General features: G+C 61.3%; 14 protein-coding genes. 8 read left to right on the top strand and 6 right to left on the bottom strand.

Features of this window, described 5'->3' with window-relative positions:
* Positions 1-178: 178 nt before the first annotated feature.
* Entirely contained in the window at positions 179-892 is a 714-nt protein-coding gene (locus ICM05_RS03890; protein WP_188023276.1) for a CFI-box-CTERM domain-containing protein, read from the bottom strand.
* A gap of 199 nt (positions 893-1,091) precedes the next feature.
* Between ICM05_RS03890 and ICM05_RS03885 the strand changes: the two genes are divergently transcribed.
* Positions 1,092-1,637, top strand: a complete 546-nt coding sequence (locus ICM05_RS03885; protein ID WP_188023275.1) for a hypothetical protein — start codon at positions 1,092-1,094, stop codon at positions 1,635-1,637.
* A gap of 234 nt (positions 1,638-1,871) precedes the next feature.
* On the opposite strand, the gene ICM05_RS03880 is transcribed toward ICM05_RS03885, so the two are convergent.
* Together ICM05_RS03880 and ICM05_RS03875 are read right to left on the bottom strand one after the other, a co-directional pair.
* Complete coding sequence (locus tag ICM05_RS03880; RefSeq protein ID WP_188023274.1) at positions 1,872-2,228, bottom strand: hypothetical protein; 357 nt, start codon at positions 2,226-2,228, stop codon at positions 1,872-1,874.
* Positions 2,229-2,341: 113 nt separating this feature from the next.
* The gene (locus ICM05_RS03875) at positions 2,342-3,256 is read right to left on the bottom strand and encodes a LysR substrate-binding domain-containing protein (RefSeq protein WP_188023273.1); all 915 of its coding nucleotides are present in this window, start codon (positions 3,254-3,256) and stop codon (positions 2,342-2,344) included.
* Positions 3,257-3,401: 145 nt separating this feature from the next.
* On the opposite strand from ICM05_RS03875, the gene ICM05_RS03870 reads away from it, so the two are divergent.
* From ICM05_RS03870 to ICM05_RS03855, 4 genes are all read left to right on the top strand, one after another.
* Positions 3,402-6,971 carry a bifunctional proline dehydrogenase/L-glutamate gamma-semialdehyde dehydrogenase gene (locus ICM05_RS03870; RefSeq protein ID WP_188023272.1) on the top strand — a complete coding sequence of 1,190 codons (3,570 nt, stop codon included), beginning with the start codon at positions 3,402-3,404 and terminating at the stop codon, positions 6,969-6,971.
* 58 nt (positions 6,972-7,029) lie between these two features.
* Positions 7,030-8,526, top strand: coding sequence for a sodium/proline symporter PutP (putP, locus tag ICM05_RS03865; protein ID WP_188023271.1), 1,497 nt, complete (start codon positions 7,030-7,032; stop codon positions 8,524-8,526).
* A gap of 93 nt (positions 8,527-8,619) precedes the next feature.
* A complete protein-coding gene (locus ICM05_RS03860) occupies positions 8,620-8,982 on the top strand; it encodes a hypothetical protein (RefSeq protein ID WP_188023270.1) in 363 nt (120 codons plus the stop codon).
* 198 nt (positions 8,983-9,180) lie between these two features.
* Positions 9,181-11,214, top strand: a complete 2,034-nt coding sequence (locus tag ICM05_RS03855) for an LPXTG cell wall anchor domain-containing protein (RefSeq protein ID WP_188023269.1) — start codon at positions 9,181-9,183, stop codon at positions 11,212-11,214.
* An 82-nt stretch (positions 11,215-11,296) separates the two neighbouring features.
* Here ICM05_RS03855 and ICM05_RS03850 read toward each other — a convergent pair whose 3' ends face one another.
* The 3 genes from ICM05_RS03850 to ICM05_RS03840 are packed head-to-tail and all read right to left on the bottom strand — an operon-like array spanning position 11,297 to position 14,595.
* Positions 11,297-13,207, bottom strand: a complete 1,911-nt coding sequence (locus tag ICM05_RS03850; protein ID WP_188023268.1) for a carbohydrate-binding domain-containing protein — start codon at positions 13,205-13,207, stop codon at positions 11,297-11,299.
* A 27-nt stretch (positions 13,208-13,234) separates the two neighbouring features.
* Positions 13,235-14,038, bottom strand: coding sequence for a polyphosphate polymerase domain-containing protein (locus ICM05_RS03845; RefSeq protein ID WP_251364490.1), 804 nt, complete (start codon positions 14,036-14,038; stop codon positions 13,235-13,237).
* On the bottom strand, positions 14,035-14,595 hold the full coding sequence (locus ICM05_RS03840) for a DUF4956 domain-containing protein (RefSeq protein WP_188023267.1): 561 nt from the start codon (positions 14,593-14,595) through the stop codon (positions 14,035-14,037). The genes ICM05_RS03845 and ICM05_RS03840 overlap by 4 nt, the downstream gene beginning before the upstream one ends.
* Positions 14,596-14,758: 163 nt before the next feature.
* Between ICM05_RS03840 and ICM05_RS03835 the strand changes: the two genes are divergently transcribed.
* The 3 genes from ICM05_RS03835 to ICM05_RS03825 all read left to right on the top strand — a co-directional run bounded on the left by ICM05_RS03835 (position 14,759) and on the right by ICM05_RS03825 (position 17,502).
* The gene (locus ICM05_RS03835) at positions 14,759-16,063 is read left to right on the top strand and encodes a sensor histidine kinase (protein WP_188023266.1); all 1,305 of its coding nucleotides are present in this window, start codon (positions 14,759-14,761) and stop codon (positions 16,061-16,063) included.
* Positions 16,060-16,794 carry a response regulator transcription factor gene (locus ICM05_RS03830; protein WP_188023265.1) on the top strand — a complete coding sequence of 245 codons (735 nt, stop codon included), beginning with the start codon at positions 16,060-16,062 and terminating at the stop codon, positions 16,792-16,794. The genes ICM05_RS03835 and ICM05_RS03830 overlap by 4 nt, the downstream gene beginning before the upstream one ends.
* A 90-nt stretch (positions 16,795-16,884) precedes the next feature.
* Positions 16,885-17,502 carry a TetR/AcrR family transcriptional regulator gene (locus ICM05_RS03825; RefSeq protein ID WP_188023264.1) on the top strand — a complete coding sequence of 206 codons (618 nt, stop codon included), beginning with the start codon at positions 16,885-16,887 and terminating at the stop codon, positions 17,500-17,502.
* The last annotated feature ends 28 nt before the right edge of the window (positions 17,503-17,530 follow it).

The following is a 17,530-nucleotide window of genomic DNA, read 5'->3' as shown; positions in this document are numbered from 1 at the left end:
GGGAACGCCGTGCTCTCGCCCTGGGTTCCAAACCGATGTTGATTTGCTTGGGCAGGTCATACCCAGCTGCAAGCCAGTTAGAAGCTTTCTGTTGCGTGCTTCGTAGCGGTGAGAACGCCTTTTAGCGGGAGTGCATCTTTCTTTTGCTGGGGTCCGAAGTTTGAATCTCAGTGCGACACTACTGGGTACGACTGACTGACCGAACAATCCGATCGAGTACCTTTTTCGAAGCTATTTTGAGCCATTGAACCGAAGAAAAGTGGCGCGCAAGAGGAGGACTGATCGCGTAATAGGTGCGGATGAATACGCGTCCAAGCATGGATGTCTGGAGCTTCTCATCTCTAAACTGGCGTAGGACCAGCACCGATGGGTCATCATAGGAACCGTAGACTGCAGTTGCGATGTAGCATCCGCCACTGTTTTGCGAAGACTGCTGCGCGGAAGCGTGCGAGTCGCGGTTGATGAATCGGTCAATGCCCTGCTCAAAAATAGTCAGCTCTTCCAGCCGCTTTGGGTAGTCAACAACGAGGTACTGTTGGTTTACCCAATTTGCCTGACCCGAAAGCCTCTGGCATTCGGAGTACAGCGACTTAGTATGACGGATCCTGCGTAGTAGCTCTTCTCGGGAGATTAAGCCTTGGTCTGCTCGTACCAGTAGTGCCATCAGCACTCCCATTCGTAGCCCGGCTTCCCCCGTCGCATGTCCTAGCTCTTGGTCAGGAGCCCCCCAAGCATCGGAGAGTTCCCGTAACTCATTGAACTTCTCTTCCCCTTCCTTTTCCCACTCAAGGATTTCGGGGACCGAGACGCTCAAGTCGTCTTGGAATCGCAAAAATCGCATTTGGATCTCTTGGTATTCCGCAGCGCAACGCTGGATTTGAGGGGGGAACACTGTTAATAGACTCCTTCGTCTGCGTGCGTATCTCGTCCGGAGATCGTCAATTCAAATCTCTTGGTTTAGTTTAGTTAAACTTCGATTCTGCTACGTGTTACAAAAGGGCATGCAGTTTAAATGATGTGAAAAGCTTCCCATTGTTTTGATCGACTGTTTCGAGCTGGCGAGGGTTTGATTTTTGGGAAAGTAGGAAAAGGTGAAGGCATTCTTTGGGTTTCTGCAATTTGTTCTAGGGGCGGTGGGTCTTTTCGCGCTCTTTAATGGGCAATGGGTTGCCGTACTCATTTGCTGGGCCGGTGCAGGGTTCGTTGGTTTTATCGGCGGGCGACTAGTTCGGCGCGTGGAGGGGGTTAGTGAAGGGGGTCGGCAGGTGCTCCAAAGTATCGGTCAAGCTGTTCAGAAGCTAGAAATAGGCGACTACGATGCGGCAAACGGACTAATGGCGTCCGCAGTTTTTCAATTCAAGGCTGGCGGGGACAAAGGCCTTCTGGTCTTAGCGCTCTCGCTCCAGGCCGTGACAAAAGCTGCCGTCGGTGATTACGATGCGGCGCGCAGAGTAATTGAAGAAGCACGATATCGAATCGCTCACATGCCGAGAGGTTCAGGCGTCGATGAAGCTGAAATGCGTGAAATGCTAGCGGAAGTTCACGTCGTACTCTCTATTGTTGAAACCGCGATCTTTAGAGGGGAGAGACCTGAGCGCATTGTTCAAGAATTCCTTGAATTTAATAGTGAGGCCTGACCGTACTTGGAAGGCCCGCGCTGTAGTGCTACTACCACGCCGTAGGCGGACGCCCTCTATAACAATGCTTTAAGGGACACCTTGCGGTACAGAATTGGTTAGCTGCTGATAGTTTCCGGCTACCGGTTTATTGTTGAACCTCGTTGTTCTGCATCTATGCACGAATACTCTGGGCAGGACGTTACCACTCGCGGCCCATGTCGGCTTCGACTAGGGCTGCGGATAAGCAGAGAGCTAGCCGAGACGCTCCCTGATCCGCGCCGCGAGTGCGTCAGCGTCCTGCACAGTGAGCACGACGCGTGCGAAATCAGCTCCCGGCTTCAGCTCGAACCGCAGCGACGGACCGAACCCAGAGACGTTGAAGTACATCTTTTCGCCGTCGCGGAAGAATGTACCCACACGCTTTGCACCGATGTCGAGGCCGATGCGGGTGGCGAATCCGAGTGGGTACCGCTTCTGATCCGCGTGGACAGAGTCGATGTCGGCGTAGGGGATTGCGATTGAGCGACGCAGGCCCCAAAAGGCATCCATGCCGCATGGCACGATCGTCACCGAATGATTGCCCAGAATGACACGATTTCTGTTCGTCAAGGAGATCCTCTCGGTTGTCCTGCTGCAGTGAAGCACACAGGCCGTGCCTCGATGGTGCCACTAATACGACCAGAATGACAAGAATTACGACAAGTGGGAAACAGCCGACGCCATCACTCGAACACCAGGTAGTTTGCCTCGGCCGCCAGCGCCGTACGCACGGCCTGCAACGCGGGACTCTGCGCCCGTGACTTCCGAGCAGCCGTGAAAATAGTGCGAGTTGGCGATCCTGGGAGATCGAGCATTCGCATCTGAGTGTCGGCGCCGACTCGTGCGAGACCTGGGAGCAACGCTACCGCCTCACCAGCTTCGATGAGCCGCTGGTGCGCCTGCAGATCCGCGGTCTCGAAACGGACATCTGGCTCGAATCCAACCTGACGGCAGGCCTGTTCAGCCCAGTGTCTTGTCGCTGCGCCCTGCGGTTCCATGACCCATGCGGCTGTGGTGAGATCCGCGATCCCTGCCACGTGATCGTAACGCCCGCCAGCCGCCCCGAGCGGTGGGATTCCGAGGCGGATCGGGTCGCTCGTGAGGTCCACACGATCGAGCCCTGTGAAGTGGGCGGCGGAATGATCGGGGTACTGCTCGGCAATCACCAGATCGAAGCCGCGAGCCCAGGTTTCTTGCAGCGCGGCTCCTGGTTCGTATTGCATGACCTCGACGCGAAGCTCCGGGTGAGCTGCCCGGATGCGTCGGAGCGCGCCGGGGATGACCGTGAGCATCGCGGTCTGGAAGGTGGCAACGCGGATCGTGCCGATGACCTCGTCGCGCACACGCTGCATGGCGGCCTCTGCCTGCTCGAGTCCCGCGAGGAGCGCTTCGGTTTCGGCAACGAGGACTTCGCCCGCTGGCGTGAGCTCGAGTGAGCGCCCAACACGTCGTAATAACTGGACGCCAACCTCGCGTTCGAGGATGCCGAGCTGCTGCGAAACGGCAGACGGACTGAAATTGAGCGCCAAAGCAACCGACGAAATGGTCCCTCGGGCATGGAGTTCCCAGAGCAGCCGAAGCCTCTTGATCTCAAGCACAGCAATACCTTTCACCGCATCGTGAAGTTTTTCTTCACTTTATTCTAAAGATTCTGTTGCTGTACTTCCGCATCACCACTGCCCACACTGGCTATACCTAACAGAGCCGGCAAAGCTGCCGCGCAGTGTTCAAGAAAGGCCTTGAATGAACAACATCCGTCCCCAGGACCTCGCCGACTCCGCAATCGCGCTTGTGGAGCGGTGGATCAGGGAAGCCGCAGCCTTCCCCACAGACCCCTCAGCAGAGCGGTTGGCCGGGGTGCTCCGAGACCCGAATGGGCTTGAATTCACTGTCGGATTTGTTGACGGCGTGGTACGGCCGGAAGACCTCAACGCTGCGGCGAAGAAGCTCAATGAGTTGACGCCCCTCACCCCACAGTTCCTCCCGGCTCCATTGCGGGCGGCTATTTCGCTCGGTGGAGCACTGGCGAAGCCTATGCCGGGAGTCGTCGTCCCGATCGCGCGCAGCGTTCTGCGCCGCATGGTGAGTCACCTCATCATCGATGCGAGCGAAGCAAAGCTCGGCCCCGCGATTGCAAAGATTAAGCGCGAGGGTGTTCGCCTGAACATCAATCTCTTGGGTGAGGCGATTCTCGGTGAGCGCGAGGCTGCGCGCCGTCTGGCGGGCACGCACACGCTGCTAGCGCGGAACGACGTTGACTACGTTTCGATCAAGGTGTCTTCGACGGTCGCCCCACACAATCACTGGGCCTTCGATGAAGCAGTTGAGCAGATCGAGCAGCAACTGAGGCCGTTGTTTGAGCGGGCCGCCGCAGCGGTCCCACACAAGTTCATCAACCTTGACATGGAGGAGTACAAAGACCTCGACCTCACCATCGCGGTCTTCACCAGGTTGCTCGACCGTCCTGAGTTCCTCACGCTTGAGGCCGGTATCGTGCTCCAGGCGTACCTCCCAGATGCGCTTGCTGCGATGATGCGTCTCCAATCTTGGTCGGCGGATCGTGTTGCGCGCGGTGGCGCACCCATCAAGGTTCGGGTGGTGAAGGGCGCCAACCTGCCAATGGAACACGTTGAAGCGGAGATTCACGGCTGGCCCACCGCAACGTGGGACACCAAACAAGCTTCGGATACGAGCTACAAAGCCGTGCTCGACTACGCACTCACGCCAGAACGTGTGCGTCACGTGCGTGTGGGAGTCGCAGGCCACAACCTCTTCGACATTGCGCTCGCATGGCTGTTGGCGAAGGAACGTGGCGCCGAGTCTGGCATCGAATTCGAGATGTTGCTCGGCATGGCCACCGGCCAGGCAGAGGCCGTTCGCCGCGAAGTCGGATCGCTCCTGCTGTACACGCCGGTCGTGCACCCGCAGGAGTTTGACGTCGCGATTGCATATCTGATTCGTCGACTGGAAGAAGGCGCAAGCCCGGAGAACTTCATGTCGGCAGTGTTCGAACTTGATCACAACAAGACCTTGTTTGACCGAGAGAAAGCACGTTTCAGGGCCTCCCTCGAAGCGCTCGAAGCTATTACCGCAGATGGAAATGACAAGAATTATCGGGTCCCCGCCCCGAACCGTACGCAGGACCGACGCGAGTTCGATGAGGCCGAACTTGAGGCACGTATTGCGACCCGCGTACAGGCCGGACGACTGGGGCATTTCGACAACGTCCCTGACTCCGACGCTGATCTCCCAGGCAATCGCGAATGGGGCGCAAAGATCGCGGGTCGCATGACCGCGTCAACACTCGGCGTCGATCTCGTTGACGCGTCAACGCTGAAGGACGCAGCTGCCGTTGAATATGTCATCGACCGCAGTGAGCAGGCCGCTGCCGGCTGGCAGGCGCTTGGCGCAGACGAACGGGCACGGATCCTGATTCGTGCGGGAGAGTTCCTGGAACGGCGCCGCGGAGACCTGCTCGAGGTTATGGGTGCTGAATGCGGCAAGACCCTTGATCAGGGCGACCCCGAGGTGTCTGAGGCGATCGACTTTGCGAACTACTACGCGATGCTCGGGCAGCAGATCGAAAACGTTGACGGTGCGACGTTCATTCCGAGCAAGGTGACTGCGGTGATTCCGCCATGGAACTTCCCGGTTGCCATCTCAGCCGGTGGAACATTTGCTGCGCTTGCTGCGGGATCTGCCGTCATCCTGAAGCCAGCCGCAACCGCCGCGCGATCAGGCGCCGTCATGACGGAAGCGCTGTGGGAAGCCGGGGTGCCACGCGATGTGCTGCAGTTGGTGCAGTTCGATGAGCGAGAGCTTGGGAGCGTGCTGGTCGCAGATGACCGGGTTGAGCGGGTCATTCTGACAGGCGCATACGAGACAGCGGTGAAGTTCCGCGGGTTCCGGAAAGACATGCAGGTGCTCGCTGAGACGAGCGGCAAGAACGCGATCATCGTGACGCCAAACGCAGATCTCGACCTGGCAGCGCGTGACGTCGCACAGTCCGCATTCGGGCACGCTGGTCAGAAGTGTTCAGCGGCATCGCTCGTGGTGCTCGTGGGCTCAGTGGCTGATTCGAAGCGCTTCCGCGGGCAGCTGCTCGACGATATCGAATCTTTGCACGTCGGCACTCCGGAACATCTGGGCACGCAGATGGGCCCGGTGATTACCGCGCCGGCGGGCAAACTGCTGCGCGGTCTGACGAAGCTTGGCGCGGGGGAGCGGTGGCTTATTCAGCCTGAGCCGGTCGCAACCGAGAGCCCGCTCGCACGCGATCGCAACGGTGAACATCGACTCTGGAGCCCCGGTGTGCGCGACGGCGTGCAGCCGGGCAGTGAATTCCACCTCACCGAGTACTTTGGTCCAATTCTCGGCATCATGACCGCGAAGACCCTTGACGAAGCAATCGACCTGGTGAATGCAACTGATTATGGCCTGACGAGTGGCTTGCATTCGCTCGATGCCGATGAACTCGCGACCTGGCTCGACCGTGTCGAGGCGGGAAACCTGTACGTAAACCGCGGGATCACCGGCGCGATCGTACGACGCCAGTCATTCGGCGGATGGAAGAAGTCAGCCATTGGTGCGGGCACGAAGGCCGGTGGCCCGAATTACCTGCACGGACTTGGCGCCTGGGAAGACGCTCCGGTGAACGAGAAAGACCTCCCGCTGTCTCCAGTTGTCTCCCAACTGCATCGCGCCGCCGTTGCCATAGCGACCGCTGGCAGCTCGACAAGCGAATCTGATCACGTTTGGCTCCGGTCTGCGTTCAGCTCTGATGCAGCAGCGCTCGCGAGTGAGTTTGGGGTCACCCACGATGAGTCGGGGCTACAAGCGGAACGGAACATTCTGCGCTATCTCCCACACGATCACGTCCTGATACGCATTACAGGTGACGCGTCAACTGCGCACACAATGCGCGTGCTTGGTGCGGCGCTCGCCGCCAAATCCCTCCCATTGGTAAGTGCTGAGGCCGAACTTCCAGCCCCTGTGCGCGCAACACTTCAAGCGGCACGGATCACCGTGGTCGTAGAGAGCGGCAGTAGCTGGCAGCAGCGAGTCGCCTCGATCGCTGCGGTTGAAGGGCCTTCGGCCGGGTGCCGTATCAGGCTCGTCGCCGGGCCATCGCGTGAGGCGGCGCTTGCCGAGATCACCGCGGCATCGGACGGTAAGCCTGACATCGCCGTGTACGGGAATCCGCCGGTGTCAGCTGGTCGCGTGGAGATGCTGCCGTTCCTCCGTGAACAGGCGGTCTCCCTCACTGCACACCGCTTCGGCACACCATACAAGTTCTCAGAAAACGTGATCTAACACGGTCGTGCGGTCGGCCACCGTCGGCCGCACGGCAAACCCTAGAAAGGTGACAACGATGTCCGACCAGATATACCTGTACATTGCCCTCGGGCTGTACTTCGCGCTGATGCTATTGATTGGCTTCCTCGCATTCCGCAAGACGAGTTCGCACGAGGGCTACATGCTCGCAGGCCGCGGACTCCCACCCTGGGTTGCGGCACTCAGCGCAGGTGCATCTGACATGTCGGGCTGGCTCATTATGGGTCTTCCCGGAGCAATCTACGCAACGGGACTCATCGAGGGGTGGATCGCGGTAGGCCTGCTCATCGGCTCCTATCTCAATTGGCGAATCGTTGCGCCACGGCTCCGTGCCTATAGCGAGGTCTCGCGAAACTCGATCACCATTCCGAGCCTCTTCGAGAATCGATTGCGCGACAAGACGCACGTGCTCCGTATCGTCTCGAGTGTCATCATTCTGGTGTTCTTCACCATTTACGCATCGAGCGGCATGGTAGCTGGCGGCGTCTTCTTCGAGAGTGCATTCGGCGGCGACTACATCATTGGCATGCTGCTCGTCACCGTCGTGACGCTCGCGTACACGCTCTTCGGTGGATTCCTCGGCGCCTCCCTCACGGACGTGGTCCAGGGCCTGATGATGGTTGTCGCTCTCATCGTTGTTCCGATCATCGCCATCATCAACATCGGCGGCCTCAGTGAGACCGCAACCATCGTTGAGTCTGTTGGCGCAAGCAATCTGGCCATCTTCGGGGGCGCGGATCTCGGCGCAAGCGCCGCCACCCTCATCGTCGTTTCAGGCCTGGCATGGGGACTCGGGTACTTTGGGCAGCCGCACATCATCGTGCGGTTCATGGCGCTGCGGAGTCCGGCAGAAGCCGCGAGCGCGCGTCGCATCGGCACGAGCTGGCAGTTCCTGTCGCTGGCTGGCGCCGTGGTCTGTGGTCTTGTCGGTATCGCCTACTTCGCAAAGACCGGTGGCGAACTCGGCAACCCAGAGACCGTTGTGCTGTTGATGTCTCAGACGCTGCTGCATCCGCTCGTTGCGGGTCTCGTGCTCGCCGCAGTGTTGGCCGCAATTATGAGTACGCTGTCGAGTCAGCTCATTGTGTGCTCGTCGGCCCTGGTCGAAGACATCTACCGACTTGCGCGGAAGCCAGCGCCGAGCGAGAAGACCCTGGTGGTGCTTGGTCGAGGCGGCGTGCTGCTCGTGGCAGTCGTCGCCGCATTGCTCGCGATCAGCCCGAATGACAACATTCTCGGACTCGTGTCGTTCGCCTGGGCAGGATTCGGCGCAGCGTTCGGTCCGATCGTGTTGCTCAGCCTGTTGTGGCGCAAGCTCACGAACAAGGGTGCGATCGCGGGCATGGTGACAGGCGCGCTCGTTGTCTTCATCTGGAAGCAGCTGGGCACTGGGCTGTACGAGCTGCTGCCCGCGTTCATCCTGGCAACGGTTGTCTCAGTCATCGTGAGCAAGCTCACGTACACGCACGATGCAGAGATCGAACAGGAGTTCACTGACACTGGCGCACTGCTGGTTGCCTCTCGGGAGCGATAGACGTCGACGTCATTTGACGTAATCCGGCCCCAGGGTCGGGCGGAGATTCATAGACTCGAGCTGTCATCCCACCCGACTCAAAGAGGAGTTCATATGTCTTTTGATCCGCTCATGCAGACCGCAACGCTGGCAGATATCGAGCCCACTGTGTACGGGCGTATTTCGAAGCGTTCAGCAGAACTCAACGGTGTCGAGGTAACGCAGGTGACCTTCCACGTTGACGCGAAGTGGAGTGAAGACCTGAAGCCGGTGGTGGGCACTGAGCTGTGCGAACTGCCTCACGTCGCGCTCGTGACCGCGGGCACCCTTGGCGTCGAGATGCAGGACGGCTCCTATCAAGAGTTCTCCGCAGGAGACGCGATGCTGCTTCCGCCCGGACATGATGCGTGGTCGGTCGGCGGAGAAGATTGTACTTTCGTGGAGTTCTCACGCGGAAACGACTACTACGCCGAGTAGCTCGATATCCATTCAGAACTCAGGGGGCGAGCTGCCGAGGCGGCTGGCCCCCTGTCGTATTTGCGCCATGGCGAGTTTTCGCCATGGAACACAGCGCATTTCGCAAGACAACCAGTGTTGTTTCCCAATACCGTTTGCAAGGGTTTTGCCGTCAGCAAGGTGATGCCTATGCCGCAAACATGAGGGATGCTTACGAACATGGTTTTGAAGAAGGGCTTCTGGGTAGCCGGTGCCACCGCAGCATTGCTGCTAGCCGGCGCAGGAACAGCTCAGGCCACACCGACCGCAGTTGGACCATTGCTGCCAAACACCGGCCCAGCTGCTGGTGGAACACGTGTAGTTGTTGAAGTCCCGCAGGGGCCGACGTGGGTGTCTGTGGAAACTGGTCGTAGCCACGGTCTTGGCCTTGCCACTGACGGTCTGCTGTACACCTGGGGAAATGATAGTCAGGCTGGTGAGGACAACCTCTCTCCGCAGCGGATTACCACGCCTGAGGGCGTGAAGTTCACCCAGATTGCAGTTGGAACGGTCGGCAACGCGGCCATCGCTGAAGACGGCACGGTGTATGTGTGGGACGCCTATGCTGGCAACGGGACAAGCGACACCGCGGACGTGCCAACCGCTGTTGAGCTGCCAGGAGGTGTCACTGCGGTCCAGGTCGGAGTCGGACGAAACTACGTGAGCGTTCTTGCGGAAGACGGCCTGATTTATGGCTGGGGCGTCAACTCCGAAGGCGTGCTTGGCACGGGTACAACGCGCGCGAGCTACACCCCGGTAGCTGCAACTATGCCCGCAGGGGTTACGAAGTTCGCAAAGATCTCAGCTGGTGGCGAGCACATGCTGGCGCTGACCGACGAGGGCGCACTCTACGGTTGGGGAAATGGCATGTACGGTGCGCTGTCGACCGACGGCAGCGTTGCCCTCCAGCTCACGCCGGCGTTGCTGGTAAGTGACCACGTTCCTGCCGGTACCAAAGTTGTGAACATTAGTGCTTCGCTTGGCGACGGCTCCGGAACTTCCTTGATCACTAAGGAAGATGGTTGGGGCGCCGGCACAGGTCGTCACTCTTATGGGCAGGCGGGTGTTGAAAATAAGACCAGCGACGTCTATGGTTTCACCCGTGCAACCCCCACGTTGCCGCAGTTCGCAGCGGAGCTCGTCGGCTCCAACGAATTCAGTGCAGCGCTGAGTAGTGAGGGCTTCCTATACGTGTGGGGCGATAGCCCTGCGACGCGTTATGACGAAAGCTACAGGCCGTACGAACCTGCGTCAGCACGCCTGCCTGAGGGCCTCCCGAAGCTGCACGATCTTCGTGCTGGCATGTATTCGATTACCGCGATGGGTGACGACGGCGAGGCATACCTCTGGGGTACGAACCCTGGCGGCGAGACCAGTGGCCTTCCGGTGGCGCTTGATACCCCGGAAGCGGTAGTCACTGGCGTCGACTTCGGGGGAGAAGCGGCAACCGATATCGAACAGATTGATGCGACTCACTGGGAAGTGACTGCCCCTGCTCATACGCCTGCGCAGGTTGATGTGACCACGGAATGGGCCGTCGGCGGTGCTGCACAGGAACCCATCGTTAATGAGGCCTATGGCTACGTCGGTGCACCCACACTCGCTGAACTCAAGGACGTGAAGGTACGTCTCGGTGAAACCGCGAAGTTTGAGCTTTCGCTGACTGGATTCCCGAACCCCACAGTCGAATGGCAGGTCGACATGCCAGGAGATGCCAATGTTTCACGCGCTGCGGTACGGGGCGCCGAAAACTGGCAGCCGGTTTCTATTGATAAGGCTGCGTCGGTCGCCGCCGACGGTTTGAGCATGAATGTCATTGCCAATAAGGCGCATGATGGTATCCGCTTCCGTGCGGTTGTCACGAACTCTGAGGGAAGCGCAACGACGAATGCCGCGACTCTGGTACTTGATACGAGTGACGAGAACGGCGGCAATGGCAATGGCGGTAATGGCAATGGCGGCAACGGAGCTGAAGGCGGTAACGGTAACGGAAACGGTACTGACGGCGGCAGCACTGGCGGCGGATCTGGCACCAACGGTGCAGGTTCCAACGGCGGGGCAGCCGGCACAGGTGCCGTCACTAATGTAGCCGCCAACAATGGTGGATCGCTCGCTCGTACCGGTGGCGCAGAAATGCTGTGGCTCGCGCTTGGCGGTGCAGCAATTGCCGCGGCCGGTGGCACTGTGCTGGTGGCACGTCGCCGCCGCGCATAGCGACGTAGACGCGTAACGCGCAGTGAGGGGCGGGGAGCGCAGCGAAATGCTGCGCTCCCCGCCCCTCACTGCGCTGTCATCTCTACGACTGCACCACGTCAGCGATGTTCGTTGATCCTGCCTGCTCTTCGCTCGGGCGTTCAGGCGCACCCTCTGGACGCTCACCGTCGAAGCCCTCGGGCGGCTCCGGCATATCGTCGGGACTCATGCCGTCGGGAAGCGCAGGGCGCTCGCCGTCAGTCGGGGGAGTGCCACCTGGGCCACCGGCGCTGTCGCTACCAGGGCCACCTTGGCCGCCCATGCCGCCTCCACCAGGACCGCCCATGCCGCCCTCGCCAGCGACTGCATCGCCGATTGATTCGCCGTCAACCATGACCGAGTAGGTCTCGCCCTCGACGATCTTGTTATTTGAGAGAATGACCGATGCGGCTGCCTTCAACGAAGTAAACTTGCCAACCTCGGTACCTGACGCGTCAACGATGGTGCCGGTCGCACCTGCTGCAAGCGTTGCCTTGATGACGACCCAGTCCTGGTCGCCTGCTGACGGGGTTTGCTCCATATCGCCAGGACCGAAGGCCCACACGGTGCCTCCATCCACGGTCATGTCGCCATTGGCATCGAGTGAGCCGTTGCCACCGCGAGTGGGGCCATAGACGGTGGTAGTTCCGCCGGTGATGGTGAGGCTTCCGTTCGAATCGAGGCCGTCTCCTTCGGCATTGACGGTGACCTTGCCGCCGCTGATGTTTAAGACTTCGCCGCTGTCCTGGAACTCACCGCCACCGCCTGCGCCACCGCCACCAGGTGCGGTTTCGGGGGCGGTCTCGGTTTTGGCTTCGGCCTCTGTCTCGGTTGCGGGCGCCGTCTCAGTCTCGGCCTCAGCGGCATCTGCAGCTGATTCGCCGGCCATGAGTGCCTGCAAATCTGCCATGCCCGAGGCATTTACGCCGTCATCGCTCGCGGTTACCTTAATCTTGCCAGCGCTGATGCCGATGCTGGCCGCCTCGATGCCCTCGTTCGACTTTGACACGGTCACGACCGGCTCGCTCGCGTCGCCGTCGGCGTCAGCCTCAGCATCGTCGAGCACGCCGATCGACACGATCGCCTCACCCTTGATACCGTCATCCGCCGCAGCAACGTTGACTGTGCCGCCCGCGATCACCGTGTCGGTGAATGACTGCATGCCATCGTCGCCCGCGGTGATGTCGATGGTGCCGCCTGAGATGTAGATGTAGCCGCGGGTCCAGTCGATGTCAGCAGCGTCTTTGTTCTGGTCGCCCTTGCTATACAGGCCGTCGCCAGCGGTTGCGGTGAGGTCCAGCGTTCCGCCCTCGACGACGAGTGAGTCCTTGCCACGCAGCGCGTCGGCTGCAGCGGTGACGGTGATGTCGCCGTCGAGGATGACGAGGTCGTCCTTCGAGGTGATGCCGTCGTTGCCGTTGCCGTGGACCGTCAGGGATCCGCCGCCACTGATTGTGAGGTCGGCGGTGGAGTAGATTGCGGCGTTGGCCTCTGCGTCCTCGGCGTACGATGCCGCGTCGGATACGGCGTTCACACTGTCGTCGGCGAGGTGGATCGCGACATCGTCGGCTGACTGCACGTCGATGGCCGATCCGCCGGTGTTCGTGATGACGGCACCGTCAAGCACCAGGACGACCTGCGCATCATCCGGTGCCGCGATGACGACCTGGCCGGCCAGGGATCCGGACAGGCGGTAGACACCGGCTGCGGTGATGGTGATGGTGGATCCGCTGACCTTCACCCCAGTACCCGTGGGCTTCGCGAGGTCGACGTCGATGGCGTCAGCGATGTCCCACTCGTCAGTATTGACGGTCGTGTAGTCGGCGTTCTCAGCCATGACTGCGGTCGGAGTGAGATCAGCCGCGGTCGCGGATGTGGTTGATGCGTCACCAGACGCGTTCGTTGCGGCGGTGCAACCGGTGAAGAGGAGCGCGCCGCTGAGGATGGTGATTCCGGCAAGTAGCTTGCGATTCATAGTGGTTCCAAAGGGGTGGGTTGGGAATTACAGGATTGTGGAGGCGGCAGGCACGCAGCCGATCGCGCGATCGAGCTCGCGGGCCCACTTGTTGTGTGGTAGCGAGGGGTAGAGCGCGGCCGTGCCAACACCGAACTTGCTGATGCCGCTCGGTCGATGACCCGCGCGCCAGAGCGCCCGGTCAAGATCACTCACACGCTGGGCAGACTTGGTCTCGATGATGACGTTGCCATCGGCGCGGATCTCCCGCCCCTCAGCATCAAGCCAGTGCAGATCGGTGTCGATCGTGGCCCTGCTCCCGCCTGGTAACAGCAGGGTCGTGCGCTGGTAGCGGCTGGTCATGCTGGGGGTGAGCTGCGCGACGAGCGATGCGTCGACGCCGTGCGGCTCGAGCACCGAGGCAGCGAAATCGCGACCGGATGGGGTGAGCTTGGAACGATCCGCCGCGTCCCAAGGAATGCGGGTCTTGATGGTCTTCCCGCGGCCGTCCTTGGTTTTCACCTCGAGGAAGCAGCCGCCGGTGTCGACGTACGTGCGTGTGCGGAGCTTGAACCGGTGCCGGCGCTTCTGCGCGGTGAGGCGGTACACCGCGAAATCATCGGTATCGAAGTAGACCGAGTCGTAGGCGAACGTGCGCTGGCCATCGATCTCGAGCACCCTCGTGCGCGGATCGATCGATCCGAGCACCTGAGCAGCAGCATCGGCCGGGAGGAGGTACTTGCGGTCCACACGCTGGAGGAGCGCGGCCTCTGACACGATCTCTTCGAGGGAGATAGGCGTGAGCCAGGTGAATCCGAGGCGTGCGGTCATGGCCTCGTGTGCGCTGATCATGCGCCCTGCTTGAGCTGGTAGCGCACGTCAACGAGGGTGCTGTCGTTCACGAGGTCGATCTGCTGCACGGTGACGGCGGTGACGCGGGCGTTAAGACGCTCTGCGAGGACGCGAGAGAGCTCGCTCTCGTCGGTGATCGCGCGGTCAAGACGCACGACCTGCTGACGGGAGCCAGCGAGGAGGCGGGGGTGATCCGCGAACCACATCATCACCACGATTGCGACGATGAGGGCGCTCGGCAGAATGATGTTCGTGCCGCCGGCGAGGCCGCCGATAAGACCCATGGCGAGCGCCGCGAAGTAGTAAGCGACCTCGCGCTGCGAGATCTCAGACGAACGCAGGCGGATGATGCTGAGGACGCCGAAGAGACCGAGACCGAGGCCAGCCGCGACCTGCGAACTGCCAAGCACCATGGTCACCGCGAGCACGCCAGCGTTCACTCCGAGGAACGCGACAACGAGGTCGCGACGACGGTGGCGCCGGTAGTAGACGCCGAAGACGAGAACGAGGATCGCGACGATGTCGATCACCGCGAGGACCAAAGTGGTGTTGATCATGAAGGCTCCTTGAGAGGCATGTTTTCTAGCTGTATCTAGCTTTTCGAGGATCACTGCGGAGCGCGTCACCCCTGCGTGGGCATTCGATGTACTGCGTGTGCAGTACGTGGGATTCCGCGATCGGATGATTCCCTCACACGGGATGCTTCGACACAATGGAGGTATGCACACGAAACGCGAGTCACCGACTGCCGCTGCGGCGGGGCCACGCTGGCTTGCGCGCTTCCCCACCTGGGGGAGCGACGTACTCGCGATTGCGGTCGTGCTCGTCACCTCGTTCTTCGGAGTTCCGATGATGCCGGGCGGCGGCAGATGGTTCGGCGGTGGCGGCGGAGCTGACGGCGGTGGCCGTACCAGTGATGGGCGGATCGGCCCCGGCGACCTCGCTGGTCCTGGTGGCGTCGATCAGCCGGCGCTGACATTCCTCTTGCCACTCATCATCGTGCTCGTGGCGTGCGCGCTCATTCCACTGCGCCGACGCTGGCCCGTCACGGTGATGGGGACGGGTCTCGCGCTGTACTGCCTGACGATCTTGCTCCGCGAGCCCGCCATGGGCGTCGGCATCGTGGTCGTGCTCGCCGCCTACAACCTCGGCGCAACACTCTCGCGGCGCACGACCCTCATCGTGGGGGCCACCGCGACCGTGATCGTGGTCGCCCTGAGTCTCACGAGCTCGGAGTTCGGGGTGATCGATGTGCGCGTCTTCCAGATCGCAGCTGGCATCGCGGTCGCGGCAGCGCTCGGGGACAGTTCCCGATCGAAGCGCGAGGCCGCCGCAGCAGCCACCGAGCGCGCAGAACGAGCCGAGCAAACGCGCGAGGCTGAAGCGCAGCAGCGCGTGGCAGAGGAACGCTTGCGCATCGCGCAGGATCTCCACGACACCGTCGCACACCAGATCTCGGTCATTAGTCTGAACGCGGGAGTCGCCTCCAACGCCCTCGACGCCAAACCAGAGAAGGCGCGGACTGCCTTGCGCACGATCCGCCGATCATCGCGTGAGGTGCTGTCAGAGATTAGTGAGCTCCTCAACTATCTCCGCACAGAGGACGAGACCGGCGCAGCCCCGCCCCAGCCGACCGCCGAAGACATCATGACCCTCACCGACCGGGTACGTGACGCGGGACTCACGGTTACCCTCACCGGAGCCGAAGTGCTGCCTCAGGTGACCGGCGCGACGGGCCGCGTGCTCTACCGGGTCGTGCAGGAGGGCCTCACGAACGCCCACAAGCACGGCTCGCAGGGAACCGCAGCCGTCAGCATCGCCATCGATGGCGGCGACGCGGTCGTCACCATCACCAACCCGGTCTCGGTTGACGGTCGGAACCAACCTGATCCGCTGCGAGGAGGCCTCGGACTCACCGGCATCCGTGAGCGGGTTGCATCGATCGGCGGATCGGTCGACATCACCACCAACGGAACCTTTAGCCTCGCAGCTCGGCTGCCGCTCAAACGAGAGGACAACGCATGATTCGCGTACTCGTGGTCGACGATCAGTCGCTCATTCGGCAGGCCGTCGTCGACATCCTGTCGAGCGAGGACGACATCGATGTTGTCGGGGAAGCCACCAATGGTGAGGAAGCGCTCGCGCTCGCCGCAGAGCTGCGCCCCGATGTCGTGCTCATGGACATCCGGATGCCGAAGCTTGACGGGATTTCGGCGACTGCCGCGCTGTGCGGTGGTGCGGCAGTCGCTGGTGGTACGGATGGCGCGAGTGCAGCGGGCGCGGGTGATTCTGACTCTGATCGGGCCGGGACACGCGTGCTCATTCTCACGACGTTCGAGGAAGACGAGAACGTCGTCGCGGCGCTCCGGGCCGGCGCGAGCGGGTTCCTCGGCAAAGGCGCAGAGCCAGAAGAAATCGTGCGCGCGGTACAGGCCGTGCACGCCGGTGACGCGCTGCTGTCGCCAGCCGCAACCCGCAGCCTTATCGCGCGATACGTTGCCGCTCCGGCCGCGCCTGCCGTGGACGAGGCCGCACACCCACAACTCGCAACGCTGACTGAGCGTGAGCGTGAGGTGCTGCTGCTCGTGGCACGAGGCAAATCGAATCAAGAGATCGCAGACGAGCTCTTCATCTCACCGCACACCGCGAAGACGCACGTGAACCGCATCATGATGAAGGTGTTCGCGCACGACCGTGCACAGCTCGTGATTCTCGCGTACGAGAGCGGGCTGCTGGTGCCCGGGCTCGGGGGCTAGGAACGCCTGTGGCCTAAACCGAACGGCGCTAGATTTGTTAAACCGAGCGGCGCTCGGTTATTGTGATTCCAATCGATCGATTGGATTGCAATGGCGCGACCCCACACCCCCATCCTCAGCGAAGAGCGCATCCTTGCTGCCGTCCGTGTGCTCAGCACAGACGGCGACTTCACGCTCGCTCAGCTTGCCCGGGCACTCGATGTGCGTGTGTCTTCGATCTATCACCATGTGCCGTCAAAGGCCGCGATCGTACACCTGCTCCGCCGGGAATGGATCACACAGCTGCGCGCCGAACTCGGCGAAATCACAGGCCGCGAGCGGCTCTCGGCAATCGTCCGCTCGTACGCCGACTTCGCGAGCAGCATTCCCGCGCTCGTGCCTTACCTCGTGACCGAACCGCTCCGCGATGACGAGCTCACTTGGTTCTATGAGGATGTCGCAGAGACGCTGCACAGTCTCGGCGTCGCAACCGAGCGGATTCTGCCGTTCATCGGCACGATCGATGCCGCAGTCGTTGGCGCCGCGTTTGACCTGCTCGCACCGCCGTTCCAGGAAGGGGAGATCTCGTCAGAGGCGCACCCCTACTTGAGTGCGGCGCTCGCGACGCTTCCCGAAGATTTCGATCGCCGCGTGCACCTGCGTTCAACGATCGATGATTTGCTCACTGGCCTGCTGCGTGGGGCGACCAGCACCGAGAGCAAGAACTGACGCGCGCCGTAGCGCACCGGTTCACCCA

The organism is Leucobacter sp. cx-42 (genome assembly GCF_014529985.1).
Classification (GTDB): Bacteria; Actinomycetota; Actinomycetes; order Actinomycetales; family Microbacteriaceae; genus Leucobacter.
This window is presented reverse-complemented; position numbering and strand designations above follow the sequence as displayed.